The following is a 25,663-nucleotide window of genomic DNA, read 5'->3' on the forward strand; positions in this document are numbered from 1 at the left end:
GGCTACTGCGTCGAAAACTTCGTCAACCACTGCGCAACGGTAGCACTGGATAGGTTGAACAGCAGGTTCGGAAACAGCCCTAGTAGCAACGTCATCAGCCCCAACGGGATTAACAGAATTTTTTCCCGAGCAGTAAGGTCCGCAAGCACCGACGAGGTACCGGCCTGCGCTTCAAAAGGTCGTATCCAGGTGGGCCCGAAAAACATTCGCTGGAGTGTCCAGAGGAAATAAGCAGCCGCCAGTAGAATACCCGTTGTGGCCAAGGCTGTTAACCAGCCCGGTAACCACGGCGACTGAAAGCTTCCCATCAGCGTGAACAATTCGCCGACGAATCCCGAAAAGCCCGGTAAGCCCAGCGAAGCGAAAAAGGCAACGACCGTCAGGGTGGTATACTGCGGCATCGGTTGCATGAGTCCCCGATACGAGTCGATTCGCCGATCGTGCGTGCGGTCATAAAGTACGCCAGCTATCAGAAAGAGCATGGCCGATAAGATACCATGGCTAACCATCTGATAAACCGCACCGTTGATCCCTTCGGCTGTCAACGATGAAATTCCCAGCAGCACGAAGCCCATGTGTGAAACCGACGAATACGCAATCATTTTCTTGACGTCCATTTGCGCCAGGGCATTCAAGCCCCCGTACACAATCGACAACGTGCCTAAAAAACCAAGCGTGGGGGCGTATTCGGTGACGCCGTCCGGAAAGAAGCTCCAGACAATCCGCAGAAATCCATAACCACCGATTTTAAGCAGCACCCCTGCCAGTACGACAGACACCGGCGTGGGCGCTTCTACGTGCGCATCGGGCAGCCAGGTGTGCAGAGGGACGATCGGTAGTTTGATGGCAAACCCGATAAATACGGCCCAGAACGCCAGCATTCGAACGGGTATACCTACGACAACAGGATTAGTGGCGGTATTCAGCAAAGCATTCGGCAAATAGTTGGCACCATCGGCCAGGTAACGCATATCGAACGTATGGACGACCTGCGCCGGATTTAGTTGCCCATGCTGGAGGTAAGTTTGAATTCCCCGAATCACCTCTCCCGTGACCACCGCTGGGTCGGTCAGTATCCCGGCCGCTACGGCGGTACCAACGGGGTCCATGACAGACAGATAAAGGCCAATCATCACGAGCAGAATCAGCAGCGACCCCAGTAAGGTATAAAGAAAAAACTTGATCGACGCATACTCCCTACGCGGACCACCCCAGAGACCGATCAGGAAATACATCGGCAGGAGCATAAACTCGAAAAATAAAAAAAACAGGAAAAAATCGAGGGCTACGAAGCAGCCCATGATCGTACCGGTCAACAGCAGATAAAGCGAATAATAGGCTTTGAGCCGATGAGTGACCGACCAGGACGACACAACCCCGATCAGCATAACCACCGCCGACAGGATTACAAGGGGTAAGCTGATTCCATCGACGCCCAGCAAATATTGAATCGACGCAATGCCCAAATTCCCTAAGGGCAGGGTAATCCAGTCCGCCTGTTCGAGCAGTTGGTAATCGGCCAGGGTTTTATCAAAGTGGCCATAGGCCAATACCGCCAGCCCCACTTCAAGGATGGTTACGACGAGGGCAATCCATCGAAACTGCGCACTGAGGTTCTCTGGCAACAGCGCCACCAGGAGTGAACCCATCAACGGCAGAAAAATAAGTAACGAAAGAATCATAGTTGTTTCCGACAGTTGTGGCTGCCATAAACCTTATAGTAACCACCAAAGCATCAGCAGCAACGCAACCACGGCGGCTGTAATGTACGACTGAACCAGCCCGTTCTGAACCGAGCGGGCAACCCGCCCCAGGCGCCCCACGAGCCAGGCGGCTCCGTTTACGACACCGTCGACCCCGAACCGATCGATGCCGTTGGCCAGATAAGCCAGTACAACCGTCGAGACGCCCGCACCATTTACGGCGCCATCAATTATCCGCTGATCGGTACGGTTCAGTAAAGTCGCCAGTTTACGACTCGGGTTGATAACCAGATGCCGATAGAACGTATCTAAAAATCCGTATTCCTGCGAAAGTCGAACGTAACTGCGTTCGCCATGCGGTTCCGGCATTCGAAAGCCCATCCCCCCTCCGATAAGAACCAGCCCGATCGATAAAGGTATCAACCACCAAAAGCCACTGTCTTCGTTGGCTGGCAGTAGTGAAAAGAACCAGCTCTCATGCGCTGAGACTGGATTTAGAGAAAACCAGAACCAGCCCGACAACACAGTCAGCATTAGAACAGGTCCGCGCATCAGCCAATCCGGTTCATGCACCTGCTCCAGCGGAATTATTTCGCTTTGGTACGCGCCAAAGAAAACCATTCGCCATTGCCGGGCCATATAAAAAGCGGTCAGCGCAGACGATAGCAGCAGCAACCCAGGAATAAGATACGCGAAACCATCATGCTGATCGGCAGCCCAGGAGAACACCCCGCCCAGAATAGCCTCCTTGGACAAAAATCCAGAGAAAAGTGGAACGCCTGCCAAAGCGGCTGCGCAAAATGTGTAACTCAAGAAGGTGGTAGGCAACGATTTTCTCAGGCCGCCCATCTGACGCATGTCCTGCGTATGAACTGCATGAATGACAGAGCCCGCGCTTAGGAACAGGCCTGCTTTGAAGAAGGCATGCGTCAACAGATGAAACATCGCTCCGCTCACGTAGCCAGTTCCCATACCCGCTACCATCAGCCCTAGCTGGGAAACGGTAGAGAAAGCAAGCACCTTTTTGATATCCTGCTGAAAAACTGCCGAATAGCCGCCCCAAAGGGTCGTTATCGTACCCACCAGCGTAATCACCACCCGGGCATCGGGGGATAGCAACGGCTGGATTCGGGCCAGCAGGAAAATACCGGCGGCAACCATCGTGGCCGCATGCAGCAGCGCCGATACGGGCGTTGGACCTTCCATAGCATCGGGAAGCCAGGTCAGTAACGGAAACTGAGCGGACTTACCGACACAGCCCATAAATAGGCAGAGCCCAAGAAGCATCGGCGGGCTAATGACTGAGGTCGTCGTCAAGGCGTCGAACTCGAGCGTATCGAAGTAATAATAGGTCATGAAAATCCCGATCAGGAAGCCCATATCCCCTACCCGATTCATCAGAAAGGCTTTCAGAGCCGCCTGATTGGCCGAAGGCCGATCGGCGTAAAAACCGATGAGCAGGTAAGACGCCAGTCCTACCAGTTCCCAGAATGCGTAGAGTAGAAGGAGGTTTCCCGCCAGAACGATACCCAGCATGGCCCCAACAAACAGCTGGAGGTAAGCAAAATAGCGGCTTAGCTTCGGTTCGTCGTGGAGGTAAGACAGCGAGTATACCTGAACAAGTAACGCAACAAAATGAACCAGAACGAGCATCAGGGCACTGAGCCGGTCGAACTGAAAGCTAATGCCAAACGAACTGTTTGTCAGATTTACCCAATCAGATCGCAGGAATAGCGGCCGATCGGGAACGTTCATGGCCAGTATTACGGACAAGATCAGCCCTATGCCCGTCAGGACTATTGCCAGCGCACCTGCCCTTCGTCGGTGGCTGGCCGCCGAGGCCAAAAACCCGGCAAACGGTAACCCCAGCAAGATGGTGAGCAGCGTGGAAAAGACCGGGGGATCGTGGATGGGCATTTAGAATCGATCTGAATTGGCCGCAAATATCCCGATTCTACCGTACGGAAACAAACAGCTTTTACCCCCTTTTTAGCCAGCCCGTTATGCTGAGTCGTTCGCGGGTAGCGGGCAGCACTTCGTGTTCCAGCCGACCGCTCTCAAAACACACTAACCGACCAGCCATTGGCAGGATCGTAACCTGCTGTTCCGACTGCCCATCGGACGACGGCAAATAAAGGGCGAGCTGACCACCATCGGCCTCCTGCCAACCGGCGTTGAGGTAGTAGATTACTGAAAGCTTCCGCCGTGAATCGCTTCGAAACTGATCCAGATGACGCTTATAAAAGGTGCCGACAGGATAAACGGCATAGTGGAACTCGTGTTCCCGCAAACCGAGGTAGCAAGTTTCGTTGAGGTAGTCGACAAAAGCGTCGATCCGGTGCAGGAAAGCTGCTTCATCGGACGTTGCCGTATCGGCATTCAGCCATAAAATTTCATCACCCCGTATGGTATTCTCGACCGTTACCTGCTGATTTCCTATACCAGCCGACCGAAACTGACCGGCTTGCCGACGATTGCGCAGGTGGCTGGTGAGTGCCTCTACTTCGGCGGAGGTCAGAAACTGATCAGCTACGCCATATCCGTCCGTCAGTATTCCATCGATAATTGGCTCAAACAGAGAGGCAAGCGATAATCCGTTCACTTCATTACTCATATAAAACCGGCGAGTTTTCATGGCTGCGGCCAACCGTCCGCGTTACGTTACTGTTTCAAGTCATTCAATTCGTCTAGCTGCGCTGTTCGGAAATGTCGGTATACCTGTAGCACAATGGCCAGGGCAATGGCAGACTCGGCAGCTGCAACTACCATTACAAATAAGGCCAGCATTTGCCCCTGCAATCGATCCGGATCGTATTGACTAAATGCAACCAGATTCAGGTTAACGGCGTTAAGCATCAATTCGATTCCCATCAGAACCACAATGACGTGTCGTTTTAACAGGACGACCGCCAGCCCGATACTGAAAAGTGCCGCTCCGACAACTAAAAACAAGTGACTATCGACGGGCTGCATGTTGGAACGGTTTACGGTAAGAAGCGGCTAGGTAGGCCGATCCGACCAAAGCGGCTAATAGGAGAATCCCCGCGATTTCGAAGGGCACAACGTACTCGGTCATTAGTTGCATCCCAATTGTTTTTATAGTACTCTGCCAGCCGATCGGTTGATCCAGCAACGCATAATTGGCCCGGATCAGCAACGAAAACAGAGCAGCAAAAAAGCCCCCAGCTACTAGCAGAGCTATCAGCCAGCCCGCCCGCGGGCCTGTTCGATTCAATGACGGAACACGATTCGGCTGCTGACTACCAGTATTCGTAGGCGGCTCGGCATTATGAGTGAGCATAACCCCGAAAATAACCAGCACCAGCACTCCACCAATGTAGATCATAATCTGGGCAACAGCCAGAAAATCGGCACTGGCCAGCACAAACAAACCCGCCACACCCAGCAGTGTCAGTAGCAGAAAGAAGGCTGCATATAGAACATTGCGGGTAAGCAGCACGGCCAGCGCCCCAATCAGTGTTAGGGCCGAAAAAGCATAAAAAGCAAGTTGAAGCACGAATGAATTAGTCTATGAACTGGCTGATGTACCGTCGTCTGATTTTGGTTTCGGCTTCATCGTGGGCCGAAAAGCCGGTTTGGGTTTGGGCAGCTCCACGGGCAGATCGTCTGTGTTTTCTTCAGTATTTTCTACTGTCGGAACCAGGCTTTCCGGCTCGGATGGCGCTACTTTCGGTTTCATAGTCGGCCGAAAAGCCGGTTTGGGTTTGGGTGGCTCCGGTACCTCAGCTTCAGGTTGAGCTATTGGCTCTGTTTCAGCTGGTTTGACTGGTTTCATGGTCGGCCGAAAACCCGCTGGCTTTGGCACCGGCGATTCTGCCGGGTTCGGTAACTCAGGGCCAGATTCTTCTGCTTTTGTCGCCGATGGCTTCATCGTCGGCTTAAATCCGGCTGGTTTAGCTTTGGGCGCATCAGCTTCTGAACGCTCGTTTGTTTCCTTGAGCGCCGGCTTCATCGTGGGCCGGAAGCCTGGTGGCCTGGCGTCTGGTTCCGGTGATTCAGAACCAGCGTCGGTTGAGGTACGTTTACCTGACTCATCAACGGCAGGTTTAGGTGAACCAGGTTTCATCGTGGGCCGGAAACCGGCTGGTTTGGCCGTGGGTTTAACTGCTTCTACCGGTTCTGATGCCTGCGCTGGCTTGGTTGATTGCCCTTCGGTAGGGATGTCGGTCGGTGGGGTGGCCGGTTTCTCCGCTGGCTGGAAGACCGGATGTTTTTTCATTTCCAGTCCTCCCTGCGCAATATGCTGCATTTCCTCGGGGGTGGCATCCGTGAGCGGATGCTCAATCGAAGAGCCTTCCGAATTGGCCGGTTCAGCAGGTGGTGTTTTCGCCACGGGTTTGGCCGTCGGCCTGAAAACCGGTTTGGCTACTGGGTCGCTGGAGGGTTGAGCAGCCGACTTAGCCGCCAGTTGAGCCGCTCTGGCCGCTTCTTTTTCCAGCAAAAACTGCTCATACAACGTCCGTTTCTCATCGGCCTGCTCCGGTGACAGATTCGAAAAATTATAAGTCAATTTTCCCAGTTCGAACTCACTGTAATCGAACTTTTTATCCATGGTCAGGCACTCCGTGGGGCAGACTACCGTGCACAGGCCGCAGTAGCAGCACTTGGCCATGTCGATATCGAATTTGGCGGCATACAACCGTATCGGCGATCCATCCGAAGCCCGGCCTACCTCTTCCGTTGCTTTAATGGCGTCGATCGTGATACAGTCGACCGGGCACACTTTAGCACACTTGTCGCAAACGATACAATCTTCGATCTCATTCCGAAGCCGATACCGGCCATTATCGGGTATGGGCAACTGCTCATGCGGATATTGGAGTGTAACCAGCCCGTTTTGTACATCAAAATAATTTGCGCTCGCGATGCCCTGGGGCGTCCGGCGCCGGGTAGCATTCCGAAGGTGCCGAAAGGTCAGACTCAGACCTTTCAGTGTGGTTCGGATACCTGTTTGTATATCCTGAAAATACGACATTTCTAACCAGTGAACGAGCAATAATGAAGGAAAGAGACGACGACGTTCGCTTTTTCCTGACCGGATCATTAAAGTTGAGGAAAGCGATCGGGCTCGGCTTCGCTCATGAGTCCGTAAACGATCTCTATAACGTCATCAACGTTAGGCTTCGAAAAATAATCCCCGTCCGAGCCATAGGGTGGCCGGTGCGGTTTAGCGGATAACGTACGCGGTGGCGAATCCAGATAGCGATAAGCGTTTTGTCCTTCGACTACCTGCTGCATCATGTAGGCCGACGCTCCGCCCGGTACGTCTTCATCGGCAAAAATTACCCGGTTCGTTTTTTTGATCGATTCGACGATATGGTGATGAACATCGAATGGCAGCAGCGTCTGAACGTCTATTACTTCCGTCTGAACACCCATTTGTGCCAATTGGCTGGCGGCTTCCAGCACAATCCGGCACATCGACCCATAAGTCACGACCGTTACATCCGATCCAGAGCGTAACGTTTCCGGTATGCCCAGCGGAACGCAGAATTCCGTCAGGTTGTCGGGCAATACTTCCTTCAGGCGGTAGCCATTCAGTGATTCGATGAGCAAGGCCGGATCATCGCCTTTGATGAGCGTATTGTAGAAACCGGCGGCCTGGGTCATGTTTCGCGGCACCAGTATATGCAGCCCGCGCAGGCTTCCGAGCATAGCGCCGAGTGGAGAGCCCGAGTGCCAGATTCCTTCCAGCCGGTGTCCGCGCGTCCGAATGATCAGGGGTGCTTTCTGCCCGCCTTTGGTCCGATACAGCAGCGTCGCCAGGTCGTCGGTCAGCGTAGCTAGCGTGTAGTAAACATAATCGAAATACTGAATTTCGACAATCGGGCGCAGGCCACGCATCGCCAGACCAATGCCCTGCCCGATGATGGTTGTTTCGCGAATGCCCGTATCGGTAATCCGGATTTCGCCATATTTTTCCTGTAAACCCGCAAACCCCTGATTGACGTCGCCAATCTTCCCCACATCTTCACCCAACGCTACGACACGTGGATCGCGGGCAAACAGGCTATCAAAATACCGCTGAAGTAACTGGTAACCGTCCAGTAACGGGCTCTCGTCCGTAACCTGAGCCGGCACTGCTTCGACCAGCATAGGCGATTCGGGCGATTCGCTGTACAGATGGGAATTAAACCGCTCTTCGTTTTCGGCTTCCGTACGCTTCAGCCAGGCCTGCAATCGCTGGCGGCCAGCACCTGTGTCGGCCCGAAGAATCCGCAAGGCCTTGCGTACCGTCGATACGATATCCCGACGCAAGGGGCTCACGGTTTTTCGCAATTCTTCCCGGATCGCCATTAGCTCTGCCGATCTGGGCTGATGGCGGGCAGCCTGCTGAAGCAAATCAAGCGCTTCGGCAAAATCACCTTTTATAGACTCCTGAAAAGCATTCCAGGCCGCCATACGCGATTTTTTGGCTATTTCTTTAGCGGCCGCTTCGATGTTTTCCAGCTCTTCGTTGGTGGCGTATCCGTTTTCCAGAATCCATTGGCGGAAAATCCGATTGCAGTCATGTTCGGCTTCCCAATCCAGTCGCTCCCGCGATTTATACCGTTCATGCGAGCCGGAGGTCGAATGGCCTTGCGGCTGGGTAAGCTCCTGCACGTGCACTAACACGGGAACGTGTTCGGTTCGGCAGATGTAGGCTGCCTGCTGGTAGGTTTCGAGCAGGGCTACGTAGTCCCATCCTTTGACCACGAATATCTCCAGTCCTTTGTCATCGGCATCCCGCTGAAAGCCCGCCATGGCCTTAGAGATGCTCCCTTTTACGGTTTGATACTCGACCGGCACAGATATACCATAGCCATCGTCCCAGACGGACATTAGCAGAGGCACCTGCAACACCCCGGCAGCATTCATCGTCTCCCAGAACATGCCCTGCGAAGTCGACGCATCTCCGATTGTGGCGAATACGATTTCATTCCCGTTATGAGAAAAACCGGTCATTCCGCTTAATTCAGGATTGTTTCGAAACAAGCGGGACGCATAGGCCAACCCAATGGAGCGAGGAATCTGGCCAGCCGTGGGCGAAATATCGCAGACGGAATTATACAGCTCTGTCTGGTTACGCCATAACCCCTGCTCATCGAGCCAGCGGGTTGCATAATGACCGTTCATCGACCGACCACCCGTATTAGGGTCTGCCTTCAGGTCAGTATGGGCATATAATTGCGCAAAAAATTCCTGCCAGCTGAGTTCGCCCAGCGCGGCAACAAACGTCTGGTCGCGGTAATAGCCGGACCGAAAGTCGCCCTTACTGAACGCATGAGCGGCTGCCAGTTGCGCAACTTCTTTACCATCACCAAAAATGCCGAATTTAGCTCGTCCCCCCATCACATCACGCCGACCTAACAGACTGACCTGGCGGCTTTCGTAAGCCAATCGGTAATCTGATAGGATTTTTTCACGACTTAAAATATCAGTCGAGCGGAGTTGTTCGTTTGCTATCACAACAGAGCTACGGATTAAAATCGTCCAACATTCATTTTGTTGATGTGGTAGCTGGCATTGTCTTTATGGATTGCCAAGCGAAAGTAAAAGTAAGATAAAACACGGCAGCTTTCAAGAAAACGATTTTTTGAGTTTCTTTGTTGACTGGATAACAGCCCGCAAGTCTTTGGTAAACTAGTGGTTCTGATTATCTTTGGTAGGAGTTAGCATTTTAACAATCAAACCATAATTCAGTTTCGTCCGATGAAAAAGATTTTTTCACTATTCGTAGCTTTATTTGTGCTCGTTGCCGTTAGCTACGCCCAAAAAGGGGTTATGAAGTTTACCAAGGAAACGCACGATTTTGGCAAAGTTGAGCAAGGCAAACCTGTAACGCACGTATTTGAGTTCAAAAATACTGGCACTGATCCGATTGTTATCAATGATGCCCAGGCTTCCTGCGGCTGCACCAAACCAAGTTTTTCTCGCGAACCCGTTCTCCCAGGTAAGACTGGCAGCATTTCGGCAACGTACAATGCCGCGTCGATGGGCCAGTTTACCAAAACCGTTACGGTTACCAGCAATGCTGAAGCCGGTAACGTTGTACTGTATCTGAAGGGAGAAGTTGTAGCTCAGAAAGCAGCCGAAACGGCTGCCGCTCCGGCTGCACCTGCTGCAAAAGACAAGAAAAAAACTTCACGCTAATCTACTGAAGGGTTAATAGTGTGGTTAAAAAAGGCATCTGGTAGTGTACCGGATGCTTTTTTCATGCCCTTTTGTTTGCATCCTGTTTCCCGACCGACTAACAAGCCTGCCTTCCACTCTTCCGTTGTCGCTTCTTTTTGCCTCTATTATTCTGTAGTTTAGGATGCCTTCTGATTGGCCACCTATCGAATGACACCGCCCCATCGTCAGTAAACCAGCTTCACCGCCAGCTTATGCAAGCGGTACTGTCTACCACCTGTATGACAGTACATTACCACTTTATTATTCACTCTTTCGTGGCCGGTTCGTCGTTTTAGCAAACAGGCTACAAACGCTCCTAAACTATGTTTTTTCTCACTCTTGGCTTTCTGCTGATTATCATCGGCTTTGCCATCAATACCCCAGCGCTCACTTTTTCGCGCTACTCCAGGCCCCTTAAAGTAACCGGGTTGATCTTATGCGTTCTTGGTATATTCACAGCCAGCATTCGTCAGATCGATGCCGGACAAGTGGGAGTTATTTCCCTTTTCGGCAATGTTAGCGACCGGGCTTTAAGCGCCGGCCTGAATGTGGTCAATCCGTTAGCCAACGTTACCGAATTCGATATTAAAACTCAGAATTACACCATGTCGGCAAGCCATGATGAAGGCCAGAAAGCGGGTGATGATGCCATTCGGGTGCTGACAGCGGATGGTCTGGAAGTGGTCATCGATCTGACAGTTCTGTATCGGGTCGTGCCTGCAGATGCGCCTAAAATATACCGTGAAATCGGTCCTGACTACATGGACAAAATTGTTCGACCCATAACGCGCACCCGCATCCGGGACAATGCCGTTTATTACGATGCCGTTGCTTTGTACTCGACCCGTCGCGATGAGTTTCAGAATCGGATTTATAAAACCATCGAAGCTGACTTCAAGAAGCGGGGGCTGTTGCTCGAGCAACTGTTGATCCGCAATATCGACCTGCCTACCTCGGTTAAGAAAACCATCGAGTCGAAAATCAATGCTGAACAGGAAGCGCAAAAAATGCAGTTCGTGCTTCAGAAAGAACGACAGGAAGCGGAGCGTAAGCGTGTCGAAGCGCAGGGTATTGCCGATTACCAGAAAATTATTTCTACGGGCCTTGGCGATAAACAATTACAGTATGAACAAATCAAAGCGCAGCGTGAGCTGGCAGCTTCGCCCAATGCTAAAATTATCATTATGGGCAGCCGGGGTAATGTTCCGCTGATTCTAAATGACAAGTAGCGGGGTAGGTATTTCGTAAAAAAATCCGAAAACACCGCCTGTCAGCCAACAGTGGTTTGATGGGTGGTGTTTTTTGCATATCATTGCTTTATCCCTTGATTCGTCAATTCATGCAAACTACTACTTCTTCTGCGCAGGAGCCTGCCCTGGCCCAGCCTGCTCCCGTCCGGCGCTTGCTTTCACTCGATACCTTACGCGGCTTCGACATGTTCTGGATTATGGGGGGGGAAGAAATTTTCCATGTACTGGCTAAAACGACAGGTTGGGCATGGGCTATTTTTATGGCAGACCAGTTCACGCACGTTGAGTGGAACGGATTTCGGCCGTATGACTGCATCTTTCCTTTGTTTTTGTTTCTGGCGGGGGTTTCAACCCCTTATTCACTGGGCAGCCGGCTGGCTAAAGGAGACGACCGGGCCTTGTTGGCCAGAAAAGTTATCACACGCGGCTTAGTGCTGGTCCTGCTCGGTATCATTTATAACAATGGCCTTTTTGCCAAGCCCTTTGCCGACATGCGCTTTGGTAGTGTACTCGGGCGTATCGGTCTGGCCGGTATGTTTGCTCAGTTGATTTATTTGTATGTCCAGAATGAACGGGCGCGGTATGGTATTTTTGCCGGGATTCTTCTGCTTTACTGGGCTATGCTTATGTTGGTGCCCGTACCAGGTTTTGGAGCTGGAAATCTGACCCTGGAAGGTAGCCTGGTCGGGTATGTAGACCGCTTACTGCTACCGGGGCGACTCTATAAAGTGGTTCATGATCCGGAAGGCCTGCTCTCAACCTTCCCCGCTATTGGCACAGGCTTACTGGGAGTTTTTGCCGGAACGGTTTTACGTCAGCATGGCGTGCGCGATGGTCAAAAACTCCAGCGGCTGGTAATCGGTGGAATTGCCTGCGTAACGCTGGGCTGGATTTGGAATCTCGTGCTTCCGGTAAATAAAAACCTATGGACCAGTTCGTTCGTACTGGTAGCTGGTGGCTGGAGCTTATTGATGCTGAGCCTGTTCTACTGGCTTATCGACATGCTACAATTCCGGCGGTGGACCTTTTTCTTTATTGTGATCGGTATGAATTCAATCCTGATATATTTATCCGAGCGGTTCATCGATTTCGAATACACAACCCATTCTTTGTTTAGTGGACTGCTGCACTTTTTCAGTGAACCGGTTCAGGCCGTTGGATCGGTGTTCGCCTTTCTGGCAGTAAAATGGATCTTTTTGTATTTCTTATACAAGAAAAATACATTCCTTCGGGTTTAGCCATTTACGGTTTAGCGGCAGTTGTCGCCATCAACCAGGCTTTGCAGGCATCAGGCCATGCATTTAATGAACCGAACTTTTCAGTCCGGAGACCATATCCGTGCCCCCCTTTTGGATACAGGTGCATCTCAGCTGCAACTCCGTTTTTCAGACATGCGAGGTAGTAGTTGATACTATTTTCGACGGGTACGGTTTTATCGTCTTCTGAGTGAACCAGAAACGTAGGCGGGGTCTGACTTGTCACCTGCTGTTCATTGGAGTAGTAAGCGATCAGGTCAGGAGACGTATTCAATTTACCCAGCAACTTATCTCGGGATCCCGCGTGCGCTTTATCGCCAAAGGTGATTACTGGATAAAGTAGAATGGAAAAATTTGGTTTAGCCGTTTCGCTGGCTTGCGTTCCCCGGTGATAATGCGTCGATAAGGTGGCTGCCAGGTGCCCCCCTGCCGAAAAGCCCATCACGCCAATTTTGTCGGGGCTGATCCCATATCGAGCTGCGTTCTGACGAATCAGCGTCATTCCCTGCATAGCGTCCATGAGCGGAACCTCCTGCTGGTTAGTCATTATATCGGGGTTAGGTAGCCGGTATTTCAGCACGAAAGCGGCTACCCCGAAACTATTGAACCAACGGGCAACATCTTCCCCTTCATGGCTGGCGGCCAGAATTGAATAACCTCCCCCCGGGCAGATCATAACGGCTGCGCCCGTCATTTTATCTTTAGCAGGCAGATAGGTTGTCAGCGTGGGAACCGACACGTTGCTAATACGCAGAATGCCCCCGGCTGTTTCGGACTTTTCGGTAATCTGGGCACCGGCGATTGCATTGGGAATGGCGTTATCGGGCCATAACTTTATAACTTCCTGAGATAAGCCAATGTGGGGAATAGCAGTAGCTAAAAGCATACAGACAAGCAAAGTGCGCATTTTGAACGACGTTAGAACAGAAAAAGCCGACCTAGCGGTCGGCTCTACTCATATTTCTACGTCACCGTCTGTACCGGATGTTTTATTAGCCGCTCCACCGTGCAGTATCTCAGCCAGTTCCTTAACTTGATAAACCGTAGTGTTATATCGGTTACCTAAGATGATAATGACGTACTCATCTTTCGGACTGAACCAGAACATAGTATTATAGCCTTTCCACCAACCGCCGTGGTAAATGTATTCGGGCTGATTAAGGTCGTTGAGCATCATACGAAAGCCATAACCATAATTTTTTGCCCCTTTTCGTTCGAAACTACGAGGCACAAACGCTTCGGCCAGGCTTTTTTTCTGTAACAGACAATCACCATTCAAGGCCCGATACCATCGAAACAAATCTCCCGTCGTGGAATAAATGCCTTTATCACCGACAACATCGTCATAATAATCCTTGGGAATCCGACGATTCCATTGATAACCAGCCGTTCGATGTTGATTAATCGAATCGTTTTTAGTGGTTGCAACGAACGTATGATGCATGCCGAGCGGCTCGAATATATTCTTATGAATATAGGCTTCGTAGCTTTGGCCTGTTACTTTTTCGATGATCGAAGCCAGCACCATATAGTTCGTATTGCTATAACTAAAACCACGTCCGGGTATATTGTATCGGTGGGGTGTGGGCTTTACCGTCGCAAACCAGTGCATGATGGTCGCGTTGGTTGGGTAAGGTTTCTCTTTCTTATAGAAATTCACCTTCATGCTATCGTCGAAGGCATACTGGTAATTGGGCAGACCACTCCGGTGGCTTAGCAAATCTCGAACAGAAATGCCGTGATATGGAAAATCAGGGTAGAATTTCTGAATAGTATCCTCAAATTTCAGCTTACCGGCTTCGATTAATTTGAGTGTTCCAATAGCCGTAAAGGTCTTAGACAAGGAAGCGAGCTGAAACTTAGAATCTTCGACCAGCGTGTCGCGTTCGTTTCGCTCGAAATGCCCGAGACCAAAGCATTTCTTATACAGAACCAGGCCTTTCTGCGCGACCAGAACATTGCCATTCAGACCGCTACGGACCTTCTGACGGAAGATGGTTTCGATCTTTTGAATTTTCTCGTCTGCATTGATTTGCTTCCTGATAGAAGCCTGTTGTTCAGCGGTGAGTGCTTGGTCGTCTGCACACCGGCGTAAGTTCTGCGCCTGTCTGGTTTCGGAGCTTTGTCCACATGCTCCCCCTAAACCGACAATTATTATGATACTCAACCAACTCCAGATTCTACGTACTCGCACCATCCTAACGCGCTTATTTCGCTTTTCTACACAAGCCAACTATCACAAAAATAAGAATTGCCCACTATCAATTAGCGGGCAATTTGTTAAAACAGCATGAAAAATCAATGTTTTTCCGGGCTTTGCCAGCCATTCTTATTAAATGGCTTACGATCCGGATTGGTCTGTAAGGAAATTATTTTCCCCGGCCCTGTGCCATAACCCGGAGGGTTTGCGCAATGATCCACATATCAAACATAAACGAACGACGTTTAGGATAAATCAAATCATATCGCAATCGTTTCACCATCTCATCAACGCTGGCTGCGTACCCATATTTAATCTGGCCAATCGAGGTGATACCAGGTTTTACTTCCAGCAGTGAGCGATATCCAGGGGCAATTTCAACAATCTGATCGATAAAGAATTGTCTTTCCGGCCGCGGCCCTACTACAGACATATCGCCTATCAGCACATTGTAAAACTGAGGAATTTCATCGAGACGGGTTTGGCGCATAAATCGTCCCCAGGGTGTAATACGATTGTCGAGAAGGCCACCTGATAGCACTGGTCCAGACTTTTCCGCATTTACATACATACTGCGAAACTTATAAATCTTAAAAGGTCTCCCCCCTTTACCAATACGTTCCTGTGCGTAAAATATAGGGCCAGCGGATGTAAATCGTGTAATTGCTGCTATAATCAGGAAAAATGGCATTCCCAGCCCTAGTGCAGTCAAAGAAAACAGGATATCGAAGGATCGCTTAAATACGTTGATCTGTAAATCCGCCAATAAATTGGGCGATATATTTAGTACGGGCAGAATGTCGTGGTACTCGACGGCAGCCCCACGAGCCAGAAACCCTCTGAAGTCGACCAATAATTTTACCTGGTAATTTCCTGCTTCGGCCCGATCGACGATAGTTTTCAACTGCTCGTTGTCCATGTAGGTCAGGCAGCAGTAAATACAGTCAATATGCTCTTTTTCGACAAAATGTATCAAATCGCTATAGGAGCCGGTAAGTACATTGCTGTTTTCATGGTTCGGCCGGTCAAAGTAGCCATAGAACCGAAATCCCATTTCAGGATGTGCATCATAGAAGCTTTGGATTGAAGCAGCCAGTTTGCCGTAACCGGCAATAATATACCGGCGGTTGTTATACCCCCGGGCCCGGTATTCTCTAAGGAAGACCAGCTCCCCTATCCTGACTAATGCCCCTATACCAACAAAGAGCATATACGTGATTATCAAGTGCTCCCGCGAATAATAATATCCGCGTACGGCGACCCAATACATCGAAATGACAGCAATGTGAATCGCTGTCAGCGTCAACAGTTGCTTTAAGAGGTGGTCGGCTTTAAACAGTTGCCGGGGAAATGTGTACGGTTTAAGCAGTAATATCTCAATTAGCCAAATCAGATTAAACAACAGCCAGAATGAAGAATAAGGTGGAACCATTACACCTTCGTCCGTCTGAAATTTGAGCAAAAAGGCACCGTAGAAAGCCGCGTTCAGGCTTAAGAAATCAACAATGATATGAAGTGGAAAAAACAGTATAGAATAGCGATGCCTCATATCTGTTCGGTTTGCTTATCAAGTATAGGTAGCTATTAGACTCTCCACATTCAATAAAGTAGCATAGGAAGTACGTATTTTGGATCAAAAAAATCCAATACCCGATGAAATAGCCTGTTAAATTATAATAAAACCAACACAAACCCTAGGCTTCAGCTAAAAAACTATCAATCGGCTACTTATTAATAATTGACGAATAGGGAATATGTTTAAAAAATAACAACAATAGATTATCCGCTGCTCAACTCAATTCGAGTTGACGACCTTGCGTATACTAATAAAGGAACCAATGCTATTCTGATACAAGGTTCCGGCATCTACTGCAATGCTTCCCGTTAGCTGAAGGCCCCCCAAAATATTCAGGGGTGCCATGATCCCAGCATATCCCGAGAACTGCGTACGAACAGGCAAGTAAGGAATATTGTAGGTACCTAAGTTGTGGCTGTATGATAGTTTAATCTGATAAGCGATAGGGTTTAGTAGTGCCCGGCCGCGCAATGGCAGGCTACCGGCTATTCCTGTATGAAATACATACACGCGATTATTCGCCGTAAATGATCCGTATGGATATTGATCTCTTGGTCCAAGGGCAGGCGGAATAAAGGGGGTCCCAATGGTATGTTGCCTATAGGCCCAGCCGTCCCGAAACTGCTGATGATTGAAGTAATCATCTTTTCCACGCCGTTTAGGGTCTTCCAGTATAAATTCAGGCCCGCCCTGGCTGGTCGTATTTAAAAACTCAAACAGTATATCCCGAACAATCGCGTTTCCGTCGTTTCGTCGGAGCCGTATCCCGTTCAACCCATCGGCAATGTTTATTAAATAAAAAAGCGAGCCATCTTCATAAATATTTTGCCGATATACATATAAAGTATGACGCGCCATATCGATTTCAACAGCCGCATCTATGGATCCCAGGTGATTACCGATTCGATTCGTTAGGTCAAAATAATTATATTCTGAAAGGTCTGTATTTCGGGGTGCCAAAGTCGATACTACATAAAAATAGTTGAGTAAACCGGAGGGAAGCTTGCCATCTGCCTGAATGGATGGTGGAATATTTGCAGGATCGGCAACTTTACCTCCCCATATAGCCTGGTGATTAAGTCCTGCATATACACGCATGAAATCACGCTGACGGCCAAATCGTAGATACAGCGACTTCTGGTGAAGCATAGTGTTCATAATATACCCGTTTGCGTCCAGATACCCATGCGCAAAGGTGCCCTGAACGGCTACCCAACCCTTGGTAAAGCCAATCGGAGTAAAATTAGGAATAGCGATCTGTATCTTAGGCACAGGCATAGCGTTGCCTGACCAAGCATAGGAACCAGTAGAAAGCGTCGAATCGGCTAAGCCAAATTTCTCCCGTCGACGCCCTACGTAGATTTCCCATATACCTCTCCGAATTTTTAGGTAAGCTTCTGGCAGTAATACATTATGCTCATAAGATAATCCGTTCTGCGTACCATTTACGACGACATTCAAACCATACCCAACGTCGAACTTCGAATCTCGCCAGCGACCATCTCCATGCCGACTGGAGTCATAGCCACCATATATACCAGCGCGAAAGGTAGCTACCGGCGAGCGATAGGGTACAATCCCGTATTGATTGGCCCGTAACCAGAACGGTGTTTCTGTCGATGACGAAATATAAGCACCAGCCTCTGCAACATACTGGGATGGTTTGCGAATAGGCTGTGCATGCAGGCAATTGGCAGTGATAACAAGAACAAATAGTAGGCATAAGTGACCTGACTTAGAGCAAGTACGCATTGATTGCCAAATAAAATGAATTGAAGTAATTCACAATAATAATGCCTTCGATTAATCTTTATTAATAAGTAGCTTAATTTTTGGTCGATATTATAAAAAACTAAAGACCCCAGGTAGATACCTGGGGTCTTTAGTTTTGGGACTAGAAGACTATTTTTTTACTATTCGGCTTATTATTTTCTGCTGATTTAGCTCTACCGTAGGCATATATATACCGGGATTTGAATCGGTAGGTCTCCATTCTATACGATGTGTGCCTGCAGATTGATTTTCTGCGGTAACTAATTGCCCAACTATCCTTCCTTGTAAATCTGTGACCCAAACGTTCACTTTCCCATTTGTGGGTAGATAATATTCAATTGTAGTTGACCGTTCAAATGGATTGGGAAAGGCAACTAACTGTAATTTAGCGCTACCTTCTTCATCTATGCTTGTTGCCATTATAGCCGCTTTAAAGATACTACCTGTGCGAGCTTCAAACCCAGGCAACATAGTAACTGAGCGTCCAGCCCTATACTCAACATTTGTCAAAGCGTTCACCTTGTTGGTGGCTTCTATAGTCGCTGTAGCTTGTTCTATATAATGACCGGCTTTTTCGTAGGTCATCAGAATCCGTAGCGATTGGTGGGTGGATTGAGCCGCACTTATGAGCGCTATACAACATCCTAAACATGTCAACAGGAGTCGCATATTATTTTCGGGCTTTAAGCTGAAGTTTATTCACACGTCGCTCTAATGCAACGCTCTTCTTTCTAAGCGCTTCGTTTTCCTTTTTTACTTCGATAACATATAAGGTTAACTCCTCTATTTTTTCGAGCAGCTTTGCCTGCATTTTCCCAACATCGACCCCTTCTTTAACTACTTCATTAGCAGATGGTACGCCCGGCAAATGCTTCTCCTGATGAATGAAACGCTCTACCTCGTTCAAACTTCTAAGTTGATACCCTTTTTCAAATACCCGGTCAGACCAATCGTCGGTACTTTTCACAGCCACTTTTACTTTTTCGGTCAGAATACCGTCTGCGACATAAAGTCGATAACCCGTTGGTGTCTTGTTGACACCTGGCCCAATGATTACCCCACCCACATTGGAGTTAAGAAGATTATCACCATTGGTCTGCCATAAGCTTTCCGTTTCAGCACCTATACGCCCTGATCCATTGAGGCTTCCTAAAATAACATCACCCTGAGCATTAACAGTCAAAAATTTGGTTTGATTTAGTACTGTGGCTGTTGAAGCAGAGGTTAGGTTAGTAAACCGCAAGCCGCTATTACCAGCAGTGCCTTGAGTGATCTCTAATTTATTAGCCGGAGCCGATGTACCAATACCAACATTAACCCCATTTCCTAAAACCATACTGTTAGTCTGACTGACCACGGCTTGGAAACCAATAGCAATAGCATTTGTAATGGTAGGCGTAGATTTTGACACATCTGCGCCGAAACCAATAAACACATTATTGCTACCGCTGTTATTAACTCCTGCATAACGACCAATAGCAGTATTTAAATTACCTATTGTGTTATACAAAAGTGACCCATCACCAATGGCCGTATTTCCCGTTCCTGTATTTGTGCTTAGGCCCGACCCATTTCCCATAAATAGGTTATAACTACCGGTTGTATTGCTTAAGCCCGATTGTTGGCCCAGGAACAAATTTCCTAAACCAGTAGTGTTATTCGCTCCGGCAACGGCTCCAATAAACACATTGTACCCGCCAGATTGGTTATTTTCACCAGATCGGTATCCAATGAACGTGTTTCCCGAGCCTGTATTAGTTGTTCCGGCATTAGATCCCACGAAGGTATTCTGTACAGATCCCGCGTTGGACGCCCCGGCCAGTGAGCCTAAGAACGTGTTATTAGATCCCGTCGAGTTCCCACTACCTGCGTCAGCACCAACAAATGTATTATTGTTTCCCTGCGTGTTAACATAACCGGCCCCAGAACCCAGAAAGGCATTGTGATGACCTGAGGAATTTGAGAAGCCAGATCGATCACCTACAAAGGCGTTGTTATAACCATTTTTATTATAGTAGCCGCTATTAGCCCCCAGAAAGGTATTATTGTTCCCCCCGTCGTTAGTAAGTCCAGCGCTAAATCCCAAGAATGAGTTTTGCTGACCCGACGAATTCTGATTTCCAGCAGATGCACCCAAAAAAACATTTTGCGTTCCTGACATATTCAGCGTACCCGTTCCCCGCCCGATAAATAGGTTGCTGGCACCAGTCATATTCAAATTGCCTGCTCCTACACCCACCAGGGTATTGTCGGAGCCTGGAGTAGCTGACATGGGGGAAGTGGCAACAAAATTTGTTTGTGCAAAGCTGGCAATGGCTGAAAAGCAGCAGCAAAATGCTAGTAAAATTTTTTCCACGTTGGATATGATCTAAATATTGTGTGTCAATTATACTACAAAAATCACTTCTTAATCACTTGTTGGCCTCTACGGCAGTGAATCGGCTATCAGCAATAAATATTTTTCTACCAAAACGCCTTGCATAAATCGGGAGCCCTTTTTAGACAAAATTCTTTACCATCTCGTTTTTATGATCAAAAATAGCAAATTAAAGATACTTTTCATTTAACCTGTTATTAACTTTTGTAATAATTAGTAAACTTTCAATGTAAACGCCAAGACATTCTTCTTAAAAGTTAAAATTAATTTCTATGAGAGTGAGGAAGCTAACCGTCAATCCTGAATTTAGTGTATACACTCGAGTCCTCCTTGACGGCTAGATAACAAATACAGAAGCACTTATCTTCGGGCAACTATCTTATGGATTGATAATTTGAAAGCATATGGCCCTATAATGTGGAGCAAGCTAATAGCCAACTGCTGGTTTCAACAGGATAGCCATGAACCGTATGCTTGGAAATCGACAAAAACTTTTACTAGAACTGCCTGTTAATTACTCACAAGGATCGGAACACTAATGCAAACACCCGGTATATAAGTAAATTGCATGCATCGGTTCAAAGAGTTCTACTTAGCCACCGTAGGGCTAAACGTCCCAGACACCTTATCTGTTAAGTATTTAAGGAATGGTAACGAAATCACATATGTTAAATATTGTAATCTTGTTATTTGTAAATTGAGTCGTTGTTTCAGCCCCTAAGTCTAGATTTAACTCAGTTCCTGAAGTTGCAGAGCTGAGCTGAGCTGACATACTGAACTATACCAATAAATCTATGTTCAATTATTAATCATTAAAACTAGTGTTTAATAATGAAATGGTTTTTTCTTAGTATGCTCGCTTTCAGCTTGCTGTGCTCTTCTTCTCAATTAATTATACCTAGCGACACCGTTTCAGGAACCTATGCTCATCAAGAAACAGGATCACCGATTTTACCGCCAGTCAGTGCAAATTGGGCGGCAACTGACGGTCTTGGACGATCACTTCCTTCATACAAAGAGACCGGTGACTTCAAACAGAATAAATATGTAGGTATTTTCTATTTTTTATGGCACGGCAATTATAACGATAAAGCAATTTATGACATCTCCGTTATAACTAAAGGTAATCCGGCCAAACCGAAATTCGGGCCTAAGTTCTCGTTTCACTGGTGGGGCGAACCAGAAATTGGTTATTTCAGTGCAAATGATCCATGGGTAATTCGACGTAATCTACAGTTACTTACCCTGGCCGGTGTCGATATTCTTTTTTTTGATACAACGAACGCAGATCTGTATTTACCCACCGTAAATAAACTCTGTGAAATATCAGTTTCAATGCGCCATCAGGGGATGCCAACACCTTATATATGCTTCGTCACCTACTCAAAAAGCGCTGAGACTATCACAAATGTTTATCAACAATTCTATGCGCAGAACCGCTACCCGGAACTTTGGTTCCGTTGGCAAGGCAAACCATTGATACTAGGCAAAATAGAAGAAATGAAAGACCCTTCTATACGCGATTTCTTTACATGGCGATATAGCTGGGCGTGGACAAACGCTCGCAATGAACCCCATCATTGGCAGTGGCTTGACCGAACCCCGCAGAACTATGGCTGGGATAAAGACCCCGCTATTCCAGAGGAAATTCCTGTTTCGGTTGCCAGCCATCCCTTTGATAATAGTATAGGCAAGAGTTTCCACAAGGGAAAAGAAGGGTTATTAAATAAGCAAGGGATTACCAATCAAACTCAACAGGGGCTATATTTTGACGAACAGTGGAAGCGGGCTCTGGAGGTTAACCCAACAGTAGTATTCGTTACAGGCTGGAACGAGTGGATGGCCCAGCGCTTTATCGAGGATCGATCGGACTCAGCTGTCAAAGCAAAGCCCGTTATGTTTGCAGGCAGACCGCTAAAATCAGGACAGACCTTTTTTGTCGACCTATACAATGAAGAGTATAATCGGGATGTCGATCCGATGAAGGGAGGGTACACCGATAATTATTACTATCAATTAGTAGCTAATATTCGTCGGTTTAAAGGGACGCCTGCACCTGAGTCAGCTAGTCCGCTACAAACCATTACCATTGATGGGCAATTTGATGAATGGGCTTCTGTAAAGCCTGATTTTATCGATTCTAATGGAGATGTTCTACACCGTAACTGGCCAAGAGCCGATAAAAAAATGAATTATGTAAATAATACAGGTCGCAACGATATTAACCATTGCCGAGTCGCTCACGACAAGAAGAACCTATATTTTTATGTTAAAACGATCAAAAAATTAACCCCTTCAACAGATAAGCACTGGATGCTTCTATTTATTGACACTGATCAATCCTACAAAACCGGATGGGCGGGTTATGACTTTTTAATAAATTATAAGAACGATGGGAACAGATCGATAATTAATCGATGGAATGGCAAAACATGGGTTCAGACTTCCTCAGGCCTTTTTCGTTATACCAATAACGAACTTGAACTTAGTGTACCATTAGCTATGATTCGACAGAAGCCGAATAAGATACAATTAGACTTTCACTGGGCCGACAACATTCAGCGGTTGAATGACATAAACGAGTTTTTCTATAATGGAGACAGCGCGCCAGACCGACGATTTAACTACCGTTATACCAGCCAGTAAGCAGTTTTATAGTGCTTAATTAAATAATATTAGAGTAACCATATTCATCAAAATGATAATATAATTTTAAAATTATTCGTTTTATTAAATAAATAATCCTTAAAGAGTTTAATTTATAGTTGTTATATAGCGTTATTGATGATTCAATAGAATACAATTATGATAAGTGTTAAAGACTCACAGTTCGGTGCTTTAGGAAATGGGCAGGTCGACGATACAGCAGCAATTCAACGAGCAATAAACTATGCAAAAAGTCTGACCTATCCAACCGGAGGTGGCCCCTACAAAGTCAGTATTTTCTTCCCAGCTGGATTCTATTACATCACTGCTCCACTTGATCTTACCAACACGTATGGAATCTGGCTGATGGGAGATGGCGGAGCTTATCTTAACACTAGCATCATTGGCGTTACTGGTGGAGCTATATTCGATTTCAGTGGTTCATCACTAGCTGGCTGTGAAAATTTTACGTTTGTATCGAACCCAGGCAACGGTCCTAATCGCTCAACGATAGGAGTACAGTTTGCTCTGACCTCTTTTGGCGGACTTAACTGTGGTATTCGAAACTGCTATTTCCAGTTACAGGATTTCCCAACTGCCAATAACGGCCTAGGTACAATTGGCATACTAAATATACGATCAGAAGAGTTTTACATCGATAGTTGCCTTATTCGTGCTAACACACCAGTCATAATGAGCTATACCGCTAGTGTAACTGGTGTAGGGAGTACTTTCACAGCAACAAGTCGCTATCAAACGTTGGCTACTGGACCTGGAAGTATGGGCTCGATCAACATAGTATCAACATCATTACAAAACTTTGAGAAGCGCCAGCCAGCCTTACTACTGAACGGGACTAACAGCCTCAACTTTCAGGGGTACATAGGCCAATCGATAAGCAATGCCGGCACAAACGAAACAGCCATACTCTGTAATGGATATACAACGAACCTTCGTGTCCATGCCACTATTGAAGCTTTTTCGCGGATACTCCAGGTAACGAATGGGGGATTTGAAGGGAACGACCTGGATATTGTTTCATCAAATGCAGCTTCGCCGACAACTGAACTAATAGATGTTACGGGTTGTGTTGTAAAAAATTTAAATGTCCGCATTACCTTGCCAATAGTGACGGAACGTAATAATCGATATGTCTTATATCATGCCCCTGCCAGCGATCCAAATCAGGTAGCTAGTGGATCAATTCTCAATAGCACTATCACGTGTTTCGATATTACATCAAATCAATACATTATCTCACCAAATCTTTTAAAAAAAACTGCTAATGTCCTCTTTAATACAGCACGTCCGTTTGAAAAAAAAGGAGGCCGTATAAGGCAATTAACCCATAATAATGTAAGTGCTGGTAACGTAAATGCAATAACACCTGCAACTGCCATCAACTTTTTACAGGCCGATAATCCGTCTTCCCCGAACGGAAGAGCAGGGTTCTATAGAATCTGGATTGATGGGATTATACGAGCGGGCGGATATGGCTCTGCCAGTAACGCTGTGCTTTCCTTCCAGGCGCAAGTACTTGTCACCCAAAATTATGTTGGGGCAATGGACCCGCCTTCAACTACGGTTATTATGCTAGACAGAAGTGTGACAAGCCCATGGTATCTAGATATTGTAGGTATATTGGTAGATGTTACATTCGCAAACCGTATTGGCACCGTCACCGTCACTCCCCGGATTACGGGCAATGGGAGTGGGATCGAATTAGTAAACTATGATGGTGTTGCTGAACTGCAAAGTGACTTTTTAGTTAATGATGCCATCCCTCTATGATCTGCCCTTCCAAAAACGCGGATGCATACTTAATCTCTGTCGTAGACTGACCGGCATTTTATCATATAGCCGACCAAGTCGATAACCTATGTACTTAGCCCCTGTCCGTACTAATTGATTAGGTATGGAAGCCATAGCATGATGCTGCTTCAAATATTTCCACTCATCGAGAACATATCGGAAACCCTCTGATTCTGCTCGCTGAAAGGGTTTTAGTAAAGGGCGTTGTTGCTGATGAAAAGCGCCAATATCAAAATAACGCCTGAATTCTTCCATCATAGTATAATCATGCGAATGATATACCAGTGCGTCAGCACAGTAGGCAATCGAATACCCGTTTTGAATAAGATGGGCGCCTACTACTACATCCTCGCCTAATACCGTGTCAGTTGGAAATCCTCCAACTGAAAGAAGGACCGATTTGCGATAAACTGCGAATGAGTTAGAACAATGACAGGTTCGGATACCTAGCCGCGAGATATCGGCTTTAGACTTGATAATACTCTGGGGCGGATAGTTAGTTAAGCGAGCAAATTGACTCATTAATTGAGCCTGAGGATAAGCCAGTTGCCTACCATAGGCCATACCAATGGTCGGCTGTCTATTCATCATTGCGACTAATCTTTCTAATGCTTTATTGTCAGCAGGTAACGCATCCTGTGTAAGCATGATGACATTTTCATGGGTAGCCAGCGAAACACCAAAGTTCCGGGTTGCTCCATGGTTAAATTCCTTTGCTGGTATCGAGTGAAAGGCGATCCCTCGTTCTTTCAGCAATATGGGCGTTTGATCCGTTGATGATGAATCGATGATTATTAGCTCATGAGCGATCGTCTGGTTAGCTAAACGATCTAACAGACTTGGTAAATAAGTTGCTGCATTATAGGTAGGGATGACAACAGAAATCATAATATAA

General features: G+C 47.4%; 19 protein-coding genes. 5 read left to right on the forward strand and 14 right to left on the reverse strand.

The window, feature by feature from the left end:
* Window positions 1-2 precede the first annotated feature (2 nt).
* The 7 genes from ACYVC2_RS01845 to ACYVC2_RS01875 form a co-directional block, all read right to left on the reverse strand.
* Window positions 3-1,682: a complex I subunit 4 family protein gene (locus tag ACYVC2_RS01845; RefSeq protein WP_461100571.1), complete on the reverse strand. Its 1,680-nt coding sequence runs from the start codon at window positions 1,680-1,682 to the stop codon at window positions 3-5.
* Between the two features lie 33 nt (window positions 1,683-1,715).
* Window positions 1,716-3,620 carry an NADH-quinone oxidoreductase subunit 5 family protein gene (locus tag ACYVC2_RS01850; protein WP_461100572.1) on the reverse strand — a complete coding sequence of 635 codons (1,905 nt, stop codon included), beginning with the start codon at window positions 3,618-3,620 and terminating at the stop codon, window positions 1,716-1,718.
* A gap of 61 nt (window positions 3,621-3,681) precedes the next feature.
* Window positions 3,682-4,317: a 2OG-Fe(II) oxygenase gene (locus tag ACYVC2_RS01855; RefSeq protein ID WP_461100573.1), complete on the reverse strand. Its 636-nt coding sequence runs from the start codon at window positions 4,315-4,317 to the stop codon at window positions 3,682-3,684.
* A gap of 47 nt (window positions 4,318-4,364) precedes the next feature.
* On the reverse strand, window positions 4,365-4,676 hold the full coding sequence (gene nuoK / locus ACYVC2_RS01860; RefSeq protein ID WP_461100574.1) for an NADH-quinone oxidoreductase subunit NuoK: 312 nt from the start codon (window positions 4,674-4,676) through the stop codon (window positions 4,365-4,367).
* Entirely contained in the window at window positions 4,660-5,220 is a 561-nt protein-coding gene (locus ACYVC2_RS01865) for an NADH-quinone oxidoreductase subunit J family protein (RefSeq protein ID WP_461100575.1), read from the reverse strand. The genes nuoK and ACYVC2_RS01865 overlap by 17 nt, the downstream gene beginning before the upstream one ends.
* A gap of 12 nt (window positions 5,221-5,232) precedes the next feature.
* A complete protein-coding gene (locus ACYVC2_RS01870) occupies window positions 5,233-6,699 on the reverse strand; it encodes a 4Fe-4S dicluster domain-containing protein (RefSeq protein WP_461100576.1) in 1,467 nt (488 codons plus the stop codon).
* Between the two features lie 68 nt (window positions 6,700-6,767).
* Window positions 6,768-9,173 (reverse strand): thiamine pyrophosphate-dependent enzyme, encoded by a 2,406-nt coding sequence (locus tag ACYVC2_RS01875; protein WP_461100577.1) that lies wholly within the window; start codon window positions 9,171-9,173, stop codon window positions 6,768-6,770.
* A 243-nt stretch (window positions 9,174-9,416) separates the two neighbouring features.
* On the opposite strand from ACYVC2_RS01875, the gene ACYVC2_RS01880 reads away from it, so the two are divergent.
* The 3 genes from ACYVC2_RS01880 to ACYVC2_RS01890 all read left to right on the forward strand — a co-directional run bounded on the left by ACYVC2_RS01880 (window position 9,417) and on the right by ACYVC2_RS01890 (window position 12,366).
* On the forward strand, window positions 9,417-9,857 hold the full coding sequence (locus tag ACYVC2_RS01880) for a DUF1573 domain-containing protein (protein WP_461100578.1): 441 nt from the start codon (window positions 9,417-9,419) through the stop codon (window positions 9,855-9,857).
* Between the two features lie 344 nt (window positions 9,858-10,201).
* Window positions 10,202-11,107 (forward strand): prohibitin family protein, encoded by a 906-nt coding sequence (locus ACYVC2_RS01885; RefSeq protein ID WP_461100579.1) that lies wholly within the window; start codon window positions 10,202-10,204, stop codon window positions 11,105-11,107.
* A gap of 110 nt (window positions 11,108-11,217) precedes the next feature.
* A complete protein-coding gene (locus tag ACYVC2_RS01890) occupies window positions 11,218-12,366 on the forward strand; it encodes an acyltransferase family protein (RefSeq protein ID WP_461100580.1) in 1,149 nt (382 codons plus the stop codon).
* 4 nt (window positions 12,367-12,370) lie between these two features.
* Here ACYVC2_RS01890 and ACYVC2_RS01895 read toward each other — a convergent pair whose 3' ends face one another.
* From ACYVC2_RS01895 to ACYVC2_RS01920, 6 genes are all read right to left on the reverse strand, one after another.
* The gene (locus ACYVC2_RS01895; protein WP_461100581.1) at window positions 12,371-13,270 is read right to left on the reverse strand and encodes an alpha/beta hydrolase; all 900 of its coding nucleotides are present in this window, start codon (window positions 13,268-13,270) and stop codon (window positions 12,371-12,373) included.
* Between the two features lie 69 nt (window positions 13,271-13,339).
* A complete protein-coding gene (locus ACYVC2_RS01900) occupies window positions 13,340-14,581 on the reverse strand; it encodes a serine hydrolase domain-containing protein (protein ID WP_461100582.1) in 1,242 nt (413 codons plus the stop codon).
* Window positions 14,582-14,753: 172 nt separating this feature from the next.
* Complete coding sequence (locus tag ACYVC2_RS01905) at window positions 14,754-16,133, reverse strand: sugar transferase (protein WP_461100583.1); 1,380 nt, start codon at window positions 16,131-16,133, stop codon at window positions 14,754-14,756.
* Between the two features lie 246 nt (window positions 16,134-16,379).
* On the reverse strand, window positions 16,380-17,912 hold the full coding sequence (locus ACYVC2_RS01910) for a capsule assembly Wzi family protein (protein ID WP_461100584.1): 1,533 nt from the start codon (window positions 17,910-17,912) through the stop codon (window positions 16,380-16,382).
* A 150-nt stretch (window positions 17,913-18,062) separates the two neighbouring features.
* Window positions 18,063-18,518 carry a T9SS type A sorting domain-containing protein gene (locus ACYVC2_RS01915; RefSeq protein WP_461100585.1) on the reverse strand — a complete coding sequence of 152 codons (456 nt, stop codon included), beginning with the start codon at window positions 18,516-18,518 and terminating at the stop codon, window positions 18,063-18,065.
* An 85-nt stretch (window positions 18,519-18,603) separates the two neighbouring features.
* A complete protein-coding gene (locus ACYVC2_RS01920) occupies window positions 18,604-20,289 on the reverse strand; it encodes a beta strand repeat-containing protein (protein ID WP_461100586.1) in 1,686 nt (561 codons plus the stop codon).
* An 852-nt stretch (window positions 20,290-21,141) separates the two neighbouring features.
* On the opposite strand from ACYVC2_RS01920, the gene ACYVC2_RS01925 reads away from it, so the two are divergent.
* Both ACYVC2_RS01925 and ACYVC2_RS01930 read left to right on the forward strand, forming a co-directional pair.
* Window positions 21,142-22,956, forward strand: a complete 1,815-nt coding sequence (locus ACYVC2_RS01925) for a hypothetical protein (RefSeq protein ID WP_461100587.1) — start codon at window positions 21,142-21,144, stop codon at window positions 22,954-22,956.
* Between the two features lie 159 nt (window positions 22,957-23,115).
* Complete coding sequence (locus ACYVC2_RS01930) at window positions 23,116-24,747, forward strand: glycosyl hydrolase family 28-related protein (protein ID WP_461100588.1); 1,632 nt, start codon at window positions 23,116-23,118, stop codon at window positions 24,745-24,747.
* On the opposite strand, the gene ACYVC2_RS01935 is transcribed toward ACYVC2_RS01930, so the two are convergent.
* Window positions 24,742-25,656 (reverse strand): glycosyltransferase family 2 protein, encoded by a 915-nt coding sequence (locus ACYVC2_RS01935; protein WP_461100589.1) that lies wholly within the window; start codon window positions 25,654-25,656, stop codon window positions 24,742-24,744. The two genes, ACYVC2_RS01930 and ACYVC2_RS01935, sit on opposite strands and share 6 nt — an antisense overlap.
* Between the last annotated feature and the right edge of the window lie 7 nt (window positions 25,657-25,663).

Source organism: Spirosoma koreense (assembly GCF_054777875.1).

Bases quoted from the DNA above. Each gene is read 5' to 3' on its own strand.
- ACYVC2_RS01905 (WP_461100583.1), bottom strand. From the start codon at position 16,133: ATGAGGCATCGCTATTCTATACTGTTTTTTCCACTTCATATCATTGTT.
- ACYVC2_RS01935 (WP_461100589.1), bottom strand. From the start codon at position 25,656: ATGATTTCTGTTGTCATCCCTACCTATAATGCAGCAACTTATTTACCA.
- ACYVC2_RS01870 (WP_461100576.1), bottom strand. From the start codon at position 6,699: ATGTCGTATTTTCAGGATATACAAACAGGTATCCGAACCACACTGAAA.
- ACYVC2_RS01880 (WP_461100578.1), top strand. From the start codon at position 9,417: ATGAAAAAGATTTTTTCACTATTCGTAGCTTTATTTGTGCTCGTTGCC.
- ACYVC2_RS01910 (WP_461100584.1), bottom strand. From the start codon at position 17,912: ATGCGTACTTGCTCTAAGTCAGGTCACTTATGCCTACTATTTGTTCTT.
- ACYVC2_RS01850 (WP_461100572.1), bottom strand. From the start codon at position 3,620: ATGCCCATCCACGATCCCCCGGTCTTTTCCACGCTGCTCACCATCTTG.
- ACYVC2_RS01885 (WP_461100579.1), top strand. From the start codon at position 10,202: ATGTTTTTTCTCACTCTTGGCTTTCTGCTGATTATCATCGGCTTTGCC.
- ACYVC2_RS01915 (WP_461100585.1), bottom strand. From the start codon at position 18,518: ATGACCTACGAAAAAGCCGGTCATTATATAGAACAAGCTACAGCGACT.
- ACYVC2_RS01925 (WP_461100587.1), top strand. From the start codon at position 21,142: ATGAAATGGTTTTTTCTTAGTATGCTCGCTTTCAGCTTGCTGTGCTCT.
- ACYVC2_RS01930 (WP_461100588.1), top strand. From the start codon at position 23,116: ATGATAAGTGTTAAAGACTCACAGTTCGGTGCTTTAGGAAATGGGCAG.
- ACYVC2_RS01890 (WP_461100580.1), top strand. From the start codon at position 11,218: ATGCAAACTACTACTTCTTCTGCGCAGGAGCCTGCCCTGGCCCAGCCT.
- ACYVC2_RS01900 (WP_461100582.1), bottom strand. From the start codon at position 14,581: ATGGTGCGAGTACGTAGAATCTGGAGTTGGTTGAGTATCATAATAATT.
- ACYVC2_RS01895 (WP_461100581.1), bottom strand. From the start codon at position 13,270: ATGCTTTTAGCTACTGCTATTCCCCACATTGGCTTATCTCAGGAAGTT.
- ACYVC2_RS01845 (WP_461100571.1), bottom strand. From the start codon at position 1,682: ATGATTCTTTCGTTACTTATTTTTCTGCCGTTGATGGGTTCACTCCTG.
- ACYVC2_RS01855 (WP_461100573.1), bottom strand. From the start codon at position 4,317: ATGAGTAATGAAGTGAACGGATTATCGCTTGCCTCTCTGTTTGAGCCA.
- nuoK (WP_461100574.1), bottom strand. From the start codon at position 4,676: ATGCAGCCCGTCGATAGTCACTTGTTTTTAGTTGTCGGAGCGGCACTT.